This window comes from Paenibacillus sp. FSL H7-0735, from assembly GCF_038008505.1.
In the GTDB taxonomy this organism is placed as follows: domain Bacteria; phylum Bacillota; class Bacilli; order Paenibacillales; family Paenibacillaceae; genus Paenibacillus_AQ; species Paenibacillus_AQ odorifer.
The window spans coordinates 4,062,022-4,077,480 of sequence record NZ_JBBOZH010000001.1 but is presented as its reverse complement, the minus strand read 5'-3'; the positions used below and the strand labels follow the sequence as shown (position 1 = coordinate 4,077,480).

13 protein-coding genes are annotated in these 15,459 nt (G+C 44.7%); 11 read left to right on the top strand and 2 right to left on the bottom strand.

Annotation, left to right across the window (positions count from 1 at the left end):
• Positions 1-221: 221 nt before the first annotated feature.
• Complete coding sequence (locus NSS82_RS18490) at positions 222-1,709, top strand: glutamate synthase subunit beta (RefSeq protein ID WP_036687677.1); 1,488 nt, start codon at positions 222-224, stop codon at positions 1,707-1,709.
• A 393-nt stretch (positions 1,710-2,102) separates the two neighbouring features.
• Positions 2,103-3,815 (top strand): proline--tRNA ligase, encoded by a 1,713-nt coding sequence (locus NSS82_RS18485; protein WP_076273277.1) that lies wholly within the window; start codon positions 2,103-2,105, stop codon positions 3,813-3,815.
• Between the two features lie 14 nt (positions 3,816-3,829).
• Here the strand turns inward: NSS82_RS18485 and NSS82_RS18480 are convergent, their stop codons facing one another.
• A complete protein-coding gene (locus NSS82_RS18480; protein WP_036687674.1) occupies positions 3,830-4,693 on the bottom strand; it encodes a pentapeptide repeat-containing protein in 864 nt (287 codons plus the stop codon).
• Between the two features lie 164 nt (positions 4,694-4,857).
• On the opposite strand from NSS82_RS18480, the gene NSS82_RS18475 reads away from it, so the two are divergent.
• Positions 4,858-7,113 carry a type IA DNA topoisomerase gene (locus NSS82_RS18475; RefSeq protein WP_076273318.1) on the top strand — a complete coding sequence of 752 codons (2,256 nt, stop codon included), beginning with the start codon at positions 4,858-4,860 and terminating at the stop codon, positions 7,111-7,113.
• A gap of 110 nt (positions 7,114-7,223) precedes the next feature.
• Here NSS82_RS18475 and NSS82_RS18470 read toward each other — a convergent pair whose 3' ends face one another.
• Complete coding sequence (locus tag NSS82_RS18470; RefSeq protein ID WP_341109840.1) at positions 7,224-7,361, bottom strand: hypothetical protein; 138 nt, start codon at positions 7,359-7,361, stop codon at positions 7,224-7,226.
• Positions 7,362-7,622: 261 nt separating this feature from the next.
• Between NSS82_RS18470 and NSS82_RS18465 the strand changes: the two genes are divergently transcribed.
• The 8 genes from NSS82_RS18465 (at position 7,623) to NSS82_RS18435 (ending at position 15,389) form a co-directional block, all read left to right on the top strand.
• A complete protein-coding gene (locus tag NSS82_RS18465) occupies positions 7,623-8,111 on the top strand; it encodes a YfbM family protein (protein ID WP_076098775.1) in 489 nt (162 codons plus the stop codon).
• 156 nt (positions 8,112-8,267) lie between these two features.
• Entirely contained in the window at positions 8,268-8,723 is a 456-nt protein-coding gene (locus tag NSS82_RS18460; RefSeq protein ID WP_036687671.1) for a DinB family protein, read from the top strand.
• Positions 8,724-9,249: 526 nt separating this feature from the next.
• Positions 9,250-10,242, top strand: a complete 993-nt coding sequence (locus tag NSS82_RS18455) for a helix-turn-helix transcriptional regulator (protein ID WP_076273276.1) — start codon at positions 9,250-9,252, stop codon at positions 10,240-10,242.
• Positions 10,243-10,342: 100 nt separating this feature from the next.
• Complete coding sequence (locus NSS82_RS32715; RefSeq protein ID WP_081382391.1) at positions 10,343-10,525, top strand: HAD hydrolase-like protein; 183 nt, start codon at positions 10,343-10,345, stop codon at positions 10,523-10,525.
• 134 nt (positions 10,526-10,659) lie between these two features.
• On the top strand, positions 10,660-11,226 hold the full coding sequence (locus tag NSS82_RS18450; protein ID WP_076098777.1) for a MarR family winged helix-turn-helix transcriptional regulator: 567 nt from the start codon (positions 10,660-10,662) through the stop codon (positions 11,224-11,226).
• Positions 11,227-11,332: 106 nt separating this feature from the next.
• On the top strand, positions 11,333-11,836 hold the full coding sequence (locus tag NSS82_RS18445; protein ID WP_178420224.1) for a hypothetical protein: 504 nt from the start codon (positions 11,333-11,335) through the stop codon (positions 11,834-11,836).
• 2 nt (positions 11,837-11,838) lie between these two features.
• Positions 11,839-12,705 carry an SDR family oxidoreductase gene (locus tag NSS82_RS18440; protein ID WP_076273275.1) on the top strand — a complete coding sequence of 289 codons (867 nt, stop codon included), beginning with the start codon at positions 11,839-11,841 and terminating at the stop codon, positions 12,703-12,705.
• 542 nt (positions 12,706-13,247) lie between these two features.
• On the top strand, positions 13,248-15,389 hold the full coding sequence (locus NSS82_RS18435) for a peptide ABC transporter substrate-binding protein (protein ID WP_052097081.1): 2,142 nt from the start codon (positions 13,248-13,250) through the stop codon (positions 15,387-15,389).
• Positions 15,390-15,459: the final 70 nt, after the last annotated feature.

Genomic DNA, 15,459 nt, shown 5'->3' with positions numbered 1-15,459 from the left:
CTCTGACATAACATGTGAAATAGTACAAATAATCAGTAGATTTATCCATTACTGTGCAAAAGTGATGAATGTTACTATAATTAAAATTAGAAATGATTATGTATAGGTATAGAATAGAATGTGCAGGTACTTCATTGCGTTGCTGACAACCATACGAAGCCGCGATATGCTACAATGTACTATACTTCAACACGAAGAGAACGGATGGGGGAAACGTAAACATGTCTACACCTACAGGTTTTATGGAGTATAAACGGCAGCTCCCAGGTGATCGGGATCCTGAGCAGCGGGTAAAGGACTGGGAAGAATTCCACCATCATTTATCCGAGGACGAGCTTCGGACACAGGGCGCACGCTGTATGGATTGCGGAACCCCCTATTGCCATACAGGTATTGATATGGCTGGCGGGACCTCAGGTTGTCCAGTACACAATTTAATTCCGGAGTGGAATAACTTGGTGTATCGTGGACTCTGGAAAGAAGCACTGGAACGTCTGCATAAGACAAACAACTTTCCTGAATTCACAGGCAGTATTTGTCCCGCCCCATGTGAAGGCTCTTGCACAGTGGGTCTGATCGGACAGCCGGTAACCATCAAAACAATTGAACTTGCGATCGTTGATAAGGGTTTTGAAGAGGGCTGGGTTGTACCTAATCCTCCTGAGAAACGGACTGGCAAAAAAATTGCAATTGTAGGCTCTGGACCTGCTGGACTTGCCGCGGCAGCACAGCTTAACAAGGCTGGACACACTGTAACTGTATTTGAGCGCAGTGACCGCATTGGCGGACTGCTGACATATGGAATACCTACTATGAAGCTTGATAAAAAAGTTGTACAACGTCGTGTAGATTTGCTGGCTGCTGAAGGAATTAACTTCGTGGTGAACACTGAGATCGGTAAAGACATTCCGGCTCAGCAGCTTGTTGATGAATATGATGCGGTTGTTCTGTGTGGTGGAGCTACTAAAGCACGCCGTTTCAACATTGAAGGTAGTGAGCTTAAGGGCGTTATGTATGCCATGGATTATTTAAATGGAACGATCAAGAGTTACTTGAATTCCAATCTGGAGGATGGTAACTATGTATCCGCTGAAGGTAAAGATGTAATCGTCTTGGGTGGAGGGGATACAGGTTCTGACTGTGTTGCCACAGCACTTCGTCATGGCTGCGGCAGTATCACTCAATTTGGTACACATGAAAAAGCGCCTCTGCAACGGGATCCGATTGCTAATCCTTGGCCGCAATTTCCGAATGTGTACAGCTTGGATTATGCGCAAGAAGAAGCGAAAGCTATTTTTGGTGATGATCCGCGTGAATTCTCAATCATGACCACTAAATTTGTTGGGGATGAAGAGGGGAACTTGAAGGAGCTTCATACCGTGCAGATCCGCCGGATCGTGGATGAGACAGGTCGTAAAATCTATCAGCCCGTTCCTGGAACAGAAGCTGTATATCCTGCTCAACTCGCTCTTATCGCTATTGGTTTCGATGGACCAGAGCAAGATATTGTTGAGGAGCTTAAACTGGAGACCGATCGTCGTACCAATGTGAAAGCACGTTACGGCAAGTTCAACACGAACGTGGATAAGGTGTTTGCTGCTGGGGATATGCGTCGTGGTCAAAGTTTGGTGGTCTGGGCCATCAACGAAGGTCGCGAAGCTGCACGTGAAGTGGATAAATATCTGATGGGCTCAAGCGTTCTTGTCTAGGCTTTAATTTAAGAAGCCGTTTCAAAAGCAGTTTACCTGCTGGAGAAGCGGCTTTTTTTTGGAGCCGACGCTTGACGGAAATATTATTTTCATATAGATTTAATACAATATTTAAATGACAAAAGCATTGACCAAGGACTTACGATCCTAGAAGCGTTAGAACAGAGAGGGAACTCACCGGCTGAAAGGTTCCTCAAATACGTGTGGATGGTATCCTGCCTGGGTAGCTGCAGCGTACAACCGCTGCCGGAATCGGCCGTTATTCGATCGAGGATCGCCATGTAGACTATGTATGGGTTGGCGGTTAAATAAGGGTGGTATCACGACACATTCGTCCCTGACGAATGTGTCTTTTTGCGTTTAGAGCGTTCATTTTTTAGGGAGGGTACAAATATGCGTCAAAGTAATCTTTTATTAACAACTCTGCGTGAGGCACCTACAGAGGCGGAGACAAGCAGTCATCAGCTACTGCTGCGTGCGGGATATATTCGCCAATTAGCAGCGGGTGTGTACACTTATTTACCGCTTGGAAGACGTGTTTTACGGAAAATAGAAGCGATTGTGCGGAATGAGATGGATTTCTCTGGGGCTCAGGAGGTATTGATGCCATCTATGCAGCCTGCGGAGCTCTGGAAAGAATCAGGCCGATATGAGGTATACGGTAAGGAGTTGATGACGCTTCGGGATCGTCATGAGCGGGAATTCATACTAGGTCCTACACATGAGGAAGTAGTAACCACACTCGTACGGAATGAGATCAGCTCTTATCGTAAGCTTCCTATTACCGTATATCAGATTCAGACCAAGTTCCGTGATGAACGCCGACCACGTTTTGGACTGCTGAGAGGCAGAGAGTTTTTGATGAAGGATGCTTACTCTTTTGATACAAACATGGAAGGTCTCGATAAATCATATATCCAAATGTTCGAGGCTTATCACCGGATATTTGAGCGATGTGGATTGAAATTCCGTGCTGTCCATGCGGATTCCGGTGCGATTGGAGGCGAGGGCGGCAGTCATGAATTTATGGCGCTGGCTGAGATTGGGGAGGATACGATTGCTGCATGCTCCGTTTGTGATTATGCGGCCAATCTGGAACAGGCAGAGTCCGTGCGGCCTGCAAAAAATGAAGTTGTCATGCAAGTACCGGAGATAGAGAAGTTCCTCACTCCTGATTTGCGCACAATTGAGCGACTAGAGCAGGAGCTAGATATCCGGCCAGAGCAGATTATTAAAACATTAATCTATGAAGGTGACGGACAGATTTTTGCTGTTCTGGTCCGGGGAGATCATGAAGTCAATGAAATTAAGGTAAGTAAATATTTAGGAATGAATGAGATTAAGCTTGCTGACTACGAGGCAGTGAAATCCTTAGCCGGTGTAGAGAGTGGATTTGTAGGACCTGTGGGTTTAACGCTGACTGTCCTAGTGGATGCAGCAGTAGCAGATATGACCCAAGGGATTACAGGGGCGGGAGAAAAAGATTATCACTTCCGTAACGTAGTACCAGGTAGAGATTTTGCGCTTGAGCATGTGGGGGATCTACGGAATGTAGCAGAAGGTGAAGTTTGTCCGCATTGTTTGGAGGGTGTTTTGCATTTTCATCAAGGGATTGAAGTGGGTCATGTTTTCAAATTAGGTACTAAATACAGTGAAAAGCTAGGCGCTTCTTACTTAGATTCTTCAGGCAAAAGTCAACCTATGATTATGGGCTGTTACGGAATTGGTATCTCACGGCTTTTATCCGCTATTGCTGAACAGCATCATGATGAGGATGGATTAATGTGGCCAGCAGCATTGGCACCTTATCAGGTTCATATCTTGATAATGGCCGTCAAGGATAGTGAGCAGCGGACGGTTGCAGAAGGTCTCTATGATCAACTAACCAAGTTTGGCATTGAGACGCTGATCGATGATAGGGATGAACGCGCTGGCGTGAAATTTAAAGATTCAAGCTTGATCGGGATACCTTTATCAATAGTTGTGGGCAAGGAAGCATCTCAGGGAAGAGTAGAGTATCTGGAACGAAACACAGCGGAGAAAGAAGTCTTAGAAATTATGGAAGCTGTGTCTCGGATCAAAAAATTCTATTCACCGCTGATATAAATGATCTTTTTAATCTAATGAGAGTGCCAATGATCAGGGCACAAGAGTGCTGCTGGTAATTTCGTGAGAGTATTGCCTTTTGCCGCATTGATCTGTGCCTGGGTGAGAAAGAGAGCTTCTGCTAAATTAGCACCTCTGAGGTCAGTATCGCGAAAGTCTGCTCCAATAAGGTCTGCACCTCTGAGATCAGCATCCCTAAGGTCTGCGGCTATTAAATAGGCTCCTCTCAAGTTGGCACCTCTAAGATCAGCTCCTTTGAGCTTTGCTCCCATAAGGTCGGCACCTCGACTGAAATTCTTCGTGGATTTTTTTAGTTTACGACGAGCGTCAGTTCTTACAATTTCACTGACCTGCAACAGTAACATATTGATTTTTGCTCGATGAGCGGAAACATCCACCTTTATAAGAGCTTCAGGATTGAGTAAGGTGAGCTGTTCTGTTTCATCGAGAGCTGTTTGCAGCTCAGTATGGATTGTACGGGTTATTTCTAGGTTCAAAGATTCATGTAAATACCAAAGCAGCTCGTGCAAATGCCACATAATCGGAAATACCTCGAACATCTGCTTCGCAGTTTTCGGCTTTTTCCTCCAGTCTTCTCCAGCATAAGTGACTTGAGAAATCTTTTGCCCAGCTCCAAAACAGTCATAGACCGTACAACCACGGTAGCCTAATTCTCTTAGCTCTGTATGTACACCACAGCGAAAGTCCGACTGTAGATTGTGACACGGCTGTCCAGCGTCTTTGTCTCTAGCGAAATCTACGGAAGCAGCAAAAGGTAATGCGGCACAACATAAGCCGAAGCACTGCTCACAATCCGCCTTCAGGGCAGAGAGGCTTCGATCAGAAAAAGGTTCTGTAAATCTGTGATTCTCATACAAGGTTTGTTTCCCTCCGATACATGAATACGCTTATACCAACTTATTTTAAATCAAACGAAAGACTATGAAAAGTCCGGTCGATTAAAAAAAACCGAGGTTAATGTTATAATAGAGTACTGGACCTATTTTGGACTTAAGAACGAGAAGGTAAGGAGCGAATGTTTTTGAAGACACTTATTATTGCGGAGAAACCGGACATGGGGCGGAATATCGCCGCCGCAATAGAACCAAAGGCTAAAAATTACCGTTCCTATCTTGAAGGGGAGCAGTACATTATTACATGGGCAATAGGGCATCTAATAGGATTGGCTGAGCCGGATGCATATGATGTAAAATACAAAAAATGGAATATTAATGATCTTCCCATTATTCCGGACCAATTCAAGCTGGTTCCTAATGCGCGGACCATTGATCAGCTGAAGGTAATCGGAGAGCTGGCTAAACGAAGCGATCTGCTAGTAAATTCTTGTGACGCCGGGCGGGAAGGCCAGCATATATTTTCGCTCATTCAGCGGCATTTGAAGCTTGAACATCCTGTGAAACGGCTGTGGATTTCCGATTTGACACCAGAGACAATCCGCAAAGGATTTCAAGAGCTAAAGGATGGGGCGGAGTACGAGAATCTAACAAAAGCGGCAAAAGCGCGCAGTGAAGCCGATTGGCTAATCGGTATGAACGGATCACGTGCATTTACTACGAAACATAATGTGCTGCTGTCGGTGGGGAGAGTTCAGACCCCGGTACTTGCACTTATTTATGATCGCCAGAAGACGATTGAGGCGTTCTCATCTCTTAAGTTTTTTGAGGTAGAGGGCCATTTTACACAAAATGAAATGACTTATAAAGGTATGTGGCAGGGTGACCGGCTCACTGATGGTGAGAAGGCGGAGGCGCTGGCTGCCAAGGTCAAAGGAAAACCGGGACGAATTGACTCTTATGAGGTTAAGGAAACGAAAGAGTATCCGAATAAACTGTATGATTTGACGCTGTTGCAGCGGGAGGCGAATGGGAAGTACGCTTTTTCCGCTAAAAAAACACTCGATATCGCACAAGCGTTATATGAAAAGCATAAGGTGATTTCCTATCCGCGGACAAATTCTAACTATGTTACAGAACAGAATATTCCGGAGATGCATAAGACTTTATCTGCGCTCCAAGGGACGGCTTATGATGAATGGGTGAAAGGCGCGAATCGTAATCTCGTTCATAAAGGAAATAAATTTATCTGCAATCCCTCGAAGGTCGAGGATCACCATGCGATTTTGCCTACATATCGAAAAGCAACAGGGCTTAGTGCGGATGAGGGAAAGCTGTATGATTTGATTGTGCGGCGCTTTTTATCACAGTTCTATCCGGCTGCGGAATATAAAGTGCATACGGTTATGACTGATGTAGAGGACGAAAAGTTCAAAACTACTGTTAAGGAATTATTAAGTCTCGGCTGGAAGGTCATTTACGCGGACCAGAAAAAAGACAAAGCAAAGTCGTCCAAGGGAAAAAACAAGGATGATGAGGAAGACGAAGAGATTGAAGTGAATGAACCGTTCGCAATCGCTCCGGCAGACGAGGTGATCTGTAGTGACGCTATCGTTAAAGAGAAAGATACACAGCCGCCAAAACACTATACGGAAGGCACGCTGCTTAGAGCAATGGAAAGTGCCGGAAAGCAGATTGAGGACGAAGAGCTTCGGGATGCTATGAAGGATTCAGGTCTAGGTACTCCAGCCACCCGTGCTGCAACTATTGAACGGCTTAAGAATGTCGGATACATTGAAATGCAAGGTAAAAAAATCGCCATCACGCAAAAAGGACGAACGGCTATTGAACTGATACGTGGAGCGGGCATCGAGCTGTTGACTTCACCTGAAATGACCGGCCAGTGGGAACGTCGCTTGAACGAGATATCCAGAGGAACGGCGTCGGACGGACAATTTATGGAGAATGTAAAAAGATTCGCCTGTATGATCGTGGACAAGGTTCGTGTGCAGTCTCGGGCGTCCAAAACTTCTTTTGAAGGGGAAACTCCTTCTGTGAATACAGGGGCTAAAGGTCGGAGTGGTGGAGGTACATCTCGTAAAACCAGCGATAAACCTGCCGCGCCAAGAAAACGTAAACCAGCTAATGAAGAGGAATCAGCAAATTCCGGTCCGAAAATTATCGGAAACTGCCCGCGTCCTGGCTGTGGCGGGATGATTTTTATGGGTAAAAAAGGCTACGGCTGCTCTCATTACAAAGAAGGCTGCAAGTTCGTGATCTGGAAAGAAAACCACGGACGTACCCTTACAGATACTCAAGTAAAGGCATTGATAGAAAAAGGCCGTACGGGAAAGCTGAAGCTTACGAGCGAAGACGGCACCCCGCTGGAAGGGAAACTTGTGCTTAATAATATGGATACGGGTCAATTAACAGTGGAGTCATAGTCTAACTGGAAGTTTGTATGGATCATGGGTGATTACATCACATTTGTATGTACGAAGCCACTATCGGACATAGATGACCCTAAACGCGGGAATACGTCCTTTTTGGACTGCTATCGGACCGCATAGTCGTTATTGGCATGAAAAGGGGTATATATGCACCGCTTGCGGGAGAATAGCAGCACTGGAGTCCGCAAACTTGCCCCAACGGCTATAAATTCGCCAATAGCTTCAGCTGGGTCCGTAGTCATGACTATTAGTCGGACTCGCCGTATAGAGGATATGGTTTCAGTGTCGGCTGTGGGTGACCATATCATTTACACATAAAATTAATTAGTTAAAGAGTGTAGGACGCACCTATTTTAAACGGGATGTAGTAACTTGTGTGCACAAGATATTATGATTACGTAGGGGGCTGATCTTCACTCTTTTTTCATCCTGCGGGATAAATCCAATGTTACATTTTGATTGGGCAGTATAGTCACTACTAGAATGGAAGGAAGGATGACATCATGGGAATGCGTGGATATTACTTCGCAATGGATGACAACCTAGTGCAGCAAATTATTGCAGGCGACATTGCATTGAAGAGCTTGAAAATAGACGATTATCCCGGACTGGACATTGATAGATCCTGGGAGGCGATTCACTACTTGCTTTGTGGAGCTATTTCCGATGGAGATGCCCCTCTTGGCTATGTTGTTCCGCTGACGTCAGACAAAGGCATCGATTTTGGCTCATTCGGGGCGTTTTCCTTACGCGCTGAGCAAGTTGCAGAAGCGCTTCAGGCTATTTCTGAGCTGGATGAAGCGCAGCTCCGCTTGCGGTATAATTTCCCGGCCATGGTGAAGGAAGAGGTGTATCCTCTTGAACCTGATATTGTTTCGGACGAGGATGAGGACGCGTTCTTTGCCTACATGCTTCAACATTTTAACGAAATTCGGCGTTTTTACAACCAAACTGTAGCCGAGAGCAAAGGTCTCATCTTTTATATTTTCTGATTCTGACCAAAAGGCGATACACGTCTCCTGATTCCAATGAGCGCGATAAAAAAAGAACCTTGGACTGCTGAAGATTATGACGATTAGAGAAATAAATGACCAATGCGGGAAACAGTAGGTTCAAGTAATCGATGAGACGAAGAGGGGGAAACGGAAATGAAGACGATCAAGCGCATGATGGACCACCTGTACTGGGCGGACGCACGAATCTTGGAAGCGCTCGAGGAGAGTGAGATGAAGAACAATGACCTTCTGAAGCTGGTTCGGCATGTCGCGGTTGCGGAACGAGTCTGGCTGTCCCGATTGCAGGGCAAGGGCAGTGCGCAATATTCGTTATGGGAGGAAGCGGAAGACCTGACGGCGATCCGAACGATGTTCGAAGAAAACGCCGAGCAATATCGTGTGTATATCGAAGGGCTGGAGGAATTTGATTTGGACGTGATGATCGACTACGCGAACCAGAACGGAGTCCCGTTCCGAACGTCCGTCCGTGACATCCTGTCGCAGGTCATTTTACATGGGCAATATCACCGGGGACAGATCAACCGGGCACTGCGGATCGAATTGGCAGAGCCTGTCCAAGTCGATTACATCACGTTCGCGAGACTCTAACAGGGCCTAATCATCACCATTACCCGGAATGAGATGGGCATTGAACTTCTCCGATATGATCTAGTTTACTCACGCAGGCTCATGAATTCGTAGGATTTTACCTTTAGCTAAATGTGAGATAAGAAGGAAATTGAGGAGGCGGTGGCTTGGAACAACTGTAAGGGCATGTGATTTTCACTCCCATGTCTCAACGGGTCCGAGCCCTTTTATTTAATGCCTCCCGGTACTCCGTGCTTCTTGTCCATCCTGCGAATGCATGACACGCTTAAGCTGCTTGCGGAAATACTTTGACAGAACGATAGGGTTATACACCGACCACTAAGTGCAAAGAGGAAATCTGATGAGATTCCGAAATAGTAGGACCAAAACGTTTGATTTGTCATTGAATGATAACGTTGATATTTTCCAAGGCGATTTAAGGTACAAATATATCCTCTCCTCTCTTTTCCGCAAGTAGAATCAAGTAATGCAAATTCCATTACTCTACAATGACTATAGAGTGGTTGAAACGAGGTGAACAGACCAATTGTACGAGTGGCACAAGCAAATCCAAATAATCGTTAATGAAATTGACGAGTGTATTAAGAATCGTAACAGTGAAGCAATAACGCTACGATTTCTTTCTCACAAGTTAGGTTATTCCGAATTTCATACTACGAGAAAATTTAAGGAAATATCGGGAATGCAATTTAGGGATTATCTACGGCATAGAAAATTAGCCTTCGCACTAAAAGAGGTTCGGGATAGTGAAAAGAGCATTTTGGATATTGCTTTTGATTATGGTTTTTCATCACATGAAGCTTTTACCAGGGCTTTCAAGGGAACATATGGTGTAACTCCAAGTGAATACCGGAAAAAGCCTATGCCTGTCGCCCTTCGTACAAAAATAAACTCTTTCGACCGCTACTTTTTCGGATTTGGAGAGATTGGTATGATGAAATCTACAGATGATCTTAACATTTATTTTGTAACCATCCCCACTCACAAATTTTTGCACATTAAAAACTATGAGAGTAATGGGTATTGGGATTTTTGGCAAAAGCAAAGCCTTATTACAGGACAGGACTGCGAAACTATTTGCGGCTTACTCGATAGTATCAAGGGCAAATTGGATGACGATGGTGGGAGTGAATCTAACGGTGGCAGCGGTCAGATTATGGCTTACATTAATGACCCGGATGGCAGACTCTGCGATTGGGGTATTCCACGTACAGAGTGTTTTGGTGTACGTCTTCCTCTTGATTATAAAGGTGAAGTACCTCCACAAATGCTTATGATTGATGTTCTCGAAGCCGAGTATATTGTTTTTGAACATGGGCCATTCAATTATGAACAGGAAAATCGTAGTGTAGAGGAAAAGATGGAAAGGGCAATGGCAGCTTTTAATTTTGCAGACACTGGTTACTGCTTTGATACTTCCCTTGGGAGAATCCATTACGTTTATCACGATCCGGAGCGGTTTTTGAAGTATATCAGGCCAGTAGTGAAGTTGACCTCCAAGCTAATCGAAACAGATTAAGCAGGTGCTATATGCCAATTTGTGATTCGCTTCAGTTAAAATTTGAATAGTAGAATGATGCGGACAGAACTTCTACTACTTTAGAAAATAAGAGCACAATATTCACTATACGACGGCGCGTTTTGGTGATGTAGGTTCAACAGATGTGCTTGCAGCTGCAGCTGTAGGTGCCAAAAGAATTCTCGTAGAGACAGGATGGAGTAAGCAGTCTCTGGAAAATTATCGTCACACATGGTATGAGCTAGCATCAACAGATTTTGTTGCAAAGGACCTCTTGAATTGAAGAGCTTGAAGGTCGATTGATCGAGCTTTGGGAGAAATATAGAGTTACAACCAAATCCAACTGTATAACTCCAGGGTTGACGAGTTATAAAAAAATGAGTTGACACAAAAGTAGTTAGGGACCATACTACATATATGAACAACAATAATAAAAAAATAAACGACATTGAGGCTATTCCCTCGCTTGTACAATCCAAGCGTCAGATTGATCGTTATAACCTAGACATAGACGCACAGGCTATACTCGTCGCGTCTAGGCTAATGGCAGCGGGAGCCATGCTTGGACACGCCTCTGAGATTCATTTCTCTAGATTCGGTTTATCAACAGGGCGTTATCGTTTATTGGCAGATCTTGAAGATAACGAAGGAGAAGAGTTGCCTTCGCAATTAGCGGAGCATCTAGGCGTTACACGTGCTACAGTGACTGGTCTTATCGACATTCTTGAACGAGATGGGCTAGTATCTCGGCGATTATGCTCAGACGATGGCCGTCAGAAATCAGTCGTTTTAACGGAAGAAGGAGCGAAGAAGCTCCGTGAAATGGCTCCTGAGCATTTCGCTCGGTTGGAAGCGATGGTGGGGTTGCTCAACATCGAAGAACGCAGCGTATTTCTCGACTTGCTGGGTCGAGTTACACAGGGCATTTCAGCACTTACGGGCGAATTAGGCTCGAAACCAAAGGGAAACATCAGTAATGAGTAGAATTGGGCTAGTGAAGCTAGCCTTTTTTTACTCTTATATAGTTAGGTGCCTAATTATAATTTACTGAAATCAATCGTTGAACTATTTCAAAGAAGGGAGCAACTAAATGAACCAGATGAAATACCCGAATCAGACAGAAGATGTTTACAGCATCAAGGCTGTTGGTTCCAAGAAAAAGACTTTTGTACTATGGCGTGAAGTTGTAATGGCCTATGCTGCTCCTGCCATTATGGCAGGTATCGGGGGATTGGTTACTGTAGATAGGGGGCTTCAAATAGCGGCGTTGACTACTATTGGCGGTGCATCGGCCTTGATGGCCTTGATGATTGGACTTTTGTTGCACAGCCGAGTGGGCCGTTTGCGATGGGTCATCGGTGCACCTCACTTGATTGTGGTAGGATTATTCGCAATGGCCGGGTCCTCATTTGGGCTATACGCTGCATGGATGACATCTGTTGTAGTAGAAATTATGTATCCGAGTAATCACTTGGCCTGGGTAAATCGTGTCTGGATCGATTTCCCGTTGTCTGGATTCATAGCGAGCACGATAGTGACATGGCGGTGGCGACTTGCTGTCACAACTAATTTTTCATCCAAAAGGAGAAGATAAAAATGATAGTTATTATGGGAGCAACAGGTACGATTGGAAGTGCGCTTTTGGAACGTTTGGTTGATCTTGGTGTACCTATCAGGGCGCTGAGCAGAGAGCCAGAGAAGTTGCGTGATCAAATCGGAGAGAAAGGCCGATCGACTACTGAGGTCGCAAGGGTAGATGCTTCCGATCCTGAATCGCTGCGACGCGTGTTTACAGGTGCTAGCCAGCTCTTCCTTGCCATGTCCAACAGTCCAAGACAAATCGAATTGGAAACCTCAATCATTCAGATTGCCACCGAATCTGGAATCAAACACATCGTAAAAATATCCAGTCCAGCCTTTGAGCAGAGCTCTCCAGTGGCAGTGGCGGGCTGGCATCAAGTAATTGAGAACACGTTGAGGGAATCGGGTATCACCCATACCGTATTGCGCCCTTATGCGTTCATGCAAAATTTAATGCGCTTTGCACCAACGATCACAACCCAAAATGTTTTCTTCGGCTCTATGGGCGTTTCACCGTGTAACTTTATTGACTGTCGCGATATTGCAGACGTTGCCGCAGAAGCTCTGACCAACGACAAGGTATCAGGCCATATATATACGCTTACTGGTTCGGAGATTTTCAGTTATCCCCAGATCGCGAGTCGACTATCTGCCCTGCTTAATCGGCCGATAAGTTACATCAACATGGAACCTCAAGTACTACTCCGTAATCTTATTGAGCATGGGAATCTGCCTCCTTGGCTCGCGAACCACGTTGTGGAAATTCAAACCATGTCTAGGATGGTGCCAGAAAGTCCAAATGACACTGTGAAGCGTTTGCTCGGCAGAGATCCACGCACACTAGACGCCTTTCTACATGAGTGTGTAGATAATTTCCGGTAGAGGCGGAGTCCACCTATTCTGATTTTGTATCGATAGCAGTATTTTATTCCGATTCCCATATCTCAATGGTTCAGAGTGTATCCCAAAGGTCATAAAATGACTGCTGGGATACACTCTTTTTATTATGTTCTATGGAACTCATAGAACTTGTTCTTCTATAGCGTTTATAACAGCATTACAAGAAAAAAGCTAAAATTCGTCAATAAGTTAGTGTTATTTACGAAATAACACTAAAAAAGCTAATAAAATATTAACGAAAAATTCATACTCAACAAATAAGTTATATTAATAATAACGAGTTATGCTAACTAACGTAACATTTTTTCTTGACAATCTTTGTGGAAAATTTTAGAATGTAAGCGATTACTCTTAGTTTTCTAGGTGAAATTCAAAAGAAGACATTCGAAAGTTCACAAAAAAACATCTGAGTTTAAATTTAGGGGGGCAAAACATGAGAAGGTGAAGGATAACATCATAGATAACAAAAAATAAAATGTTATTTTTTTAGATTCATGACTATGTACGAGGGGGTTCACTTGAGGATGAAAAAAAAGAACGCGTTCTTAGCTCTACTTCTGTCATTTTCTTTGTTATCTGTGACTGCTTGCAGTAATTCCTCTAATAGTGCCAATGAGAACGGTAAAAATGCTGCAGGCAATAGCAATACTTCGGTAAAAGCAACCAGTGATGTGGGTCAAACGGCAGTTAAGAATGAAGGTGCTGCTGATCTTGAAATTAAGGCGGGAAGTTCGGTAACCGTTTTCAATCCAAAGATCCCGACGCTTGATCCTACACAATGGCAAGGACAAATTCTGGTAGGGCAAGGAACTTTGCTCGAAGGGCTTTATGGCTACAATCAGGATAATGAAATCGTTCCGAAAATTGCGACAGGTTATACCGTCTCCGACGACAAAAAAACTTGGACATTTACCCTCCGTAAAGATGCCAAATGGTCTAACGGCGATCCTGTGACCGCCCATGATTTTTATTTTTCTTATATGTATCAATTGGATCCAGCTAACACAACCGCACAACTTTGGCTAAGCGTGCTTAATTTTGTGAAGAACGGATATGCATACCATGCCGGATCTGTAAGTAAAGAAGAAGTTGGTCTAAAAGTAGTTGATGATTACACGCTGGAAATTACGACCACGCTGCCTCACGCGATTCTGGGTGATATGGTTCTTTCCGGGTCGATGCCTATGAATCCTAAAGCGGTCGAAGCGAACCCTGGTAAGTGGTTTGAACCGGGGAATTTTGTGAGCAATGGCCCTTACATGGTTAAATCTTTTACACCAAACGGTGAACTCGTCATGGTGAGTAATCCGAATTATGTAGGTGCAGCTGGCCAGCTTAATCACGGCAATGTAGAGACCATCCATGTTCTTCCGGCAACAACCGTGCCGGTGGAGGATTATATGTCCGGCCATGCGGATGTTGTTCTAATCCAAAGCGCGTCTGATTTACAATACGTGAAGAAAACGGATGAGCTAAAGTCCCAGTTGTATACTGCAGCGACTTATGCGATCAAATATTTGCTCTGGAGCAACCCGACAACGGAATCTCCATATGACAAAAAAGAGGTGCGCCAGGCTATCGCCAAAGCGATCCAACGTAAACCGATCGTAGAATCGGTGCTGAACGGCATGGGCGGGGCGACCAATATCTTTGCTTCACCAGGTTGGCCAACGGAAAAACTGGAGCAAGGACTTCCGGAAGATCTCGAGGCAGCCAAACAATTATTGAAGGATGCCGGTTATGAAGGCGGTAAAGGTCTGCCAACCTTATCGCTGTATGTTGGGGTCAAGCAAGTAGATGCTCAGGGTGAGCAAATCGCTTTGGCGTTAGGTCAATTACTGCAACAAAATCTTGGTATCAAAACAGAGCTAGTTCAGCTCAATGAGGCGCAGTTTAACGCTTATCAGTACAGCGGACCTCAGGGCGATGCAAAACCAGGCTTTATTCTGGCGTCGGGCGCAACAAACTGGAGTGAACCAGGAAGTTTGGACATGGGTGCAACGCAGCAACTATATTCCATAGGAACGCTGGATGCTCCATTAGAAGCTACGAAACAATTCGTGGATTGGACCAAGGAAACTTATTATAAACCGGCCATTAAAAAATATGGAGATCCGGACAATAAGAACGCCGGTGTGGAATGGAGCGACTGGGCAGCATTAGAAAAAGCTGCCAAAGAGGATATCGCCTTTTTGGATAAATGGACAGCAGAGCAACCGGCGGATTGGCAGCCTTATCTGAAACAACCGGGGCTTCCAACGGCCGCTGAACAATGGCAACAGATTGTAGATCTTTGGAAAAATGCTAAAAATAACGATGAAAAACATGCCGCCTTTGTAACCGCTTGGACCTTCGTAGCACCAAACGCGCCAGGTGGCAAGTTGAATCAAAATGCACTTGATGTACAGGTATACTACAACGGTTATCAATCCGATACCTTAAGAGATTTGAGAATGTGGCAAGCGCAATTCGTAAATGCGCTGACCGTCGAAGACGCTGCTCCTATCGCGGCTAAGGTAGTTAATAACCTGCTAGAAGAAGCTTATGCTATTCCGTTGTATTATCAACAGCAATACTTCTTGGTAAAACCCGGCATTACAGGAGTGCAATCAAATCCTTGGGCATGGGGCAACTTCTATGGGCTGCATCTTTTATCTGTAGAATAATCCTAAATGGGTTGAATAATTACCAATCGCGGGCGCCAATTATGGTGCCCGTGAATCGGTAAAGGAGGGT

Coding starts and splice junctions, on each gene's coding strand:
- NSS82_RS18440 (WP_076273275.1), top strand. CDS start 11,839: ATGATAGTTATTATGGGAGCAACAGGTACGATTGGAAGTGCGCTTTTG.
- NSS82_RS18445 (WP_178420224.1), top strand. CDS start 11,333: ATGAACCAGATGAAATACCCGAATCAGACAGAAGATGTTTACAGCATC.
- NSS82_RS18450 (WP_076098777.1), top strand. CDS start 10,660: ATGAACAACAATAATAAAAAAATAAACGACATTGAGGCTATTCCCTCG.
- NSS82_RS18460 (WP_036687671.1), top strand. CDS start 8,268: ATGAAGACGATCAAGCGCATGATGGACCACCTGTACTGGGCGGACGCA.
- NSS82_RS18485 (WP_076273277.1), top strand. CDS start 2,103: ATGCGTCAAAGTAATCTTTTATTAACAACTCTGCGTGAGGCACCTACA.
- NSS82_RS18490 (WP_036687677.1), top strand. CDS start 222: ATGTCTACACCTACAGGTTTTATGGAGTATAAACGGCAGCTCCCAGGT.
- NSS82_RS18435 (WP_052097081.1), top strand. CDS start 13,248: ATGAAAAAAAAGAACGCGTTCTTAGCTCTACTTCTGTCATTTTCTTTG.
- NSS82_RS18465 (WP_076098775.1), top strand. CDS start 7,623: ATGGGAATGCGTGGATATTACTTCGCAATGGATGACAACCTAGTGCAG.
- NSS82_RS18470 (WP_341109840.1), bottom strand. CDS start 7,361: ATGACTACGGACCCAGCTGAAGCTATTGGCGAATTTATAGCCGTTGGG.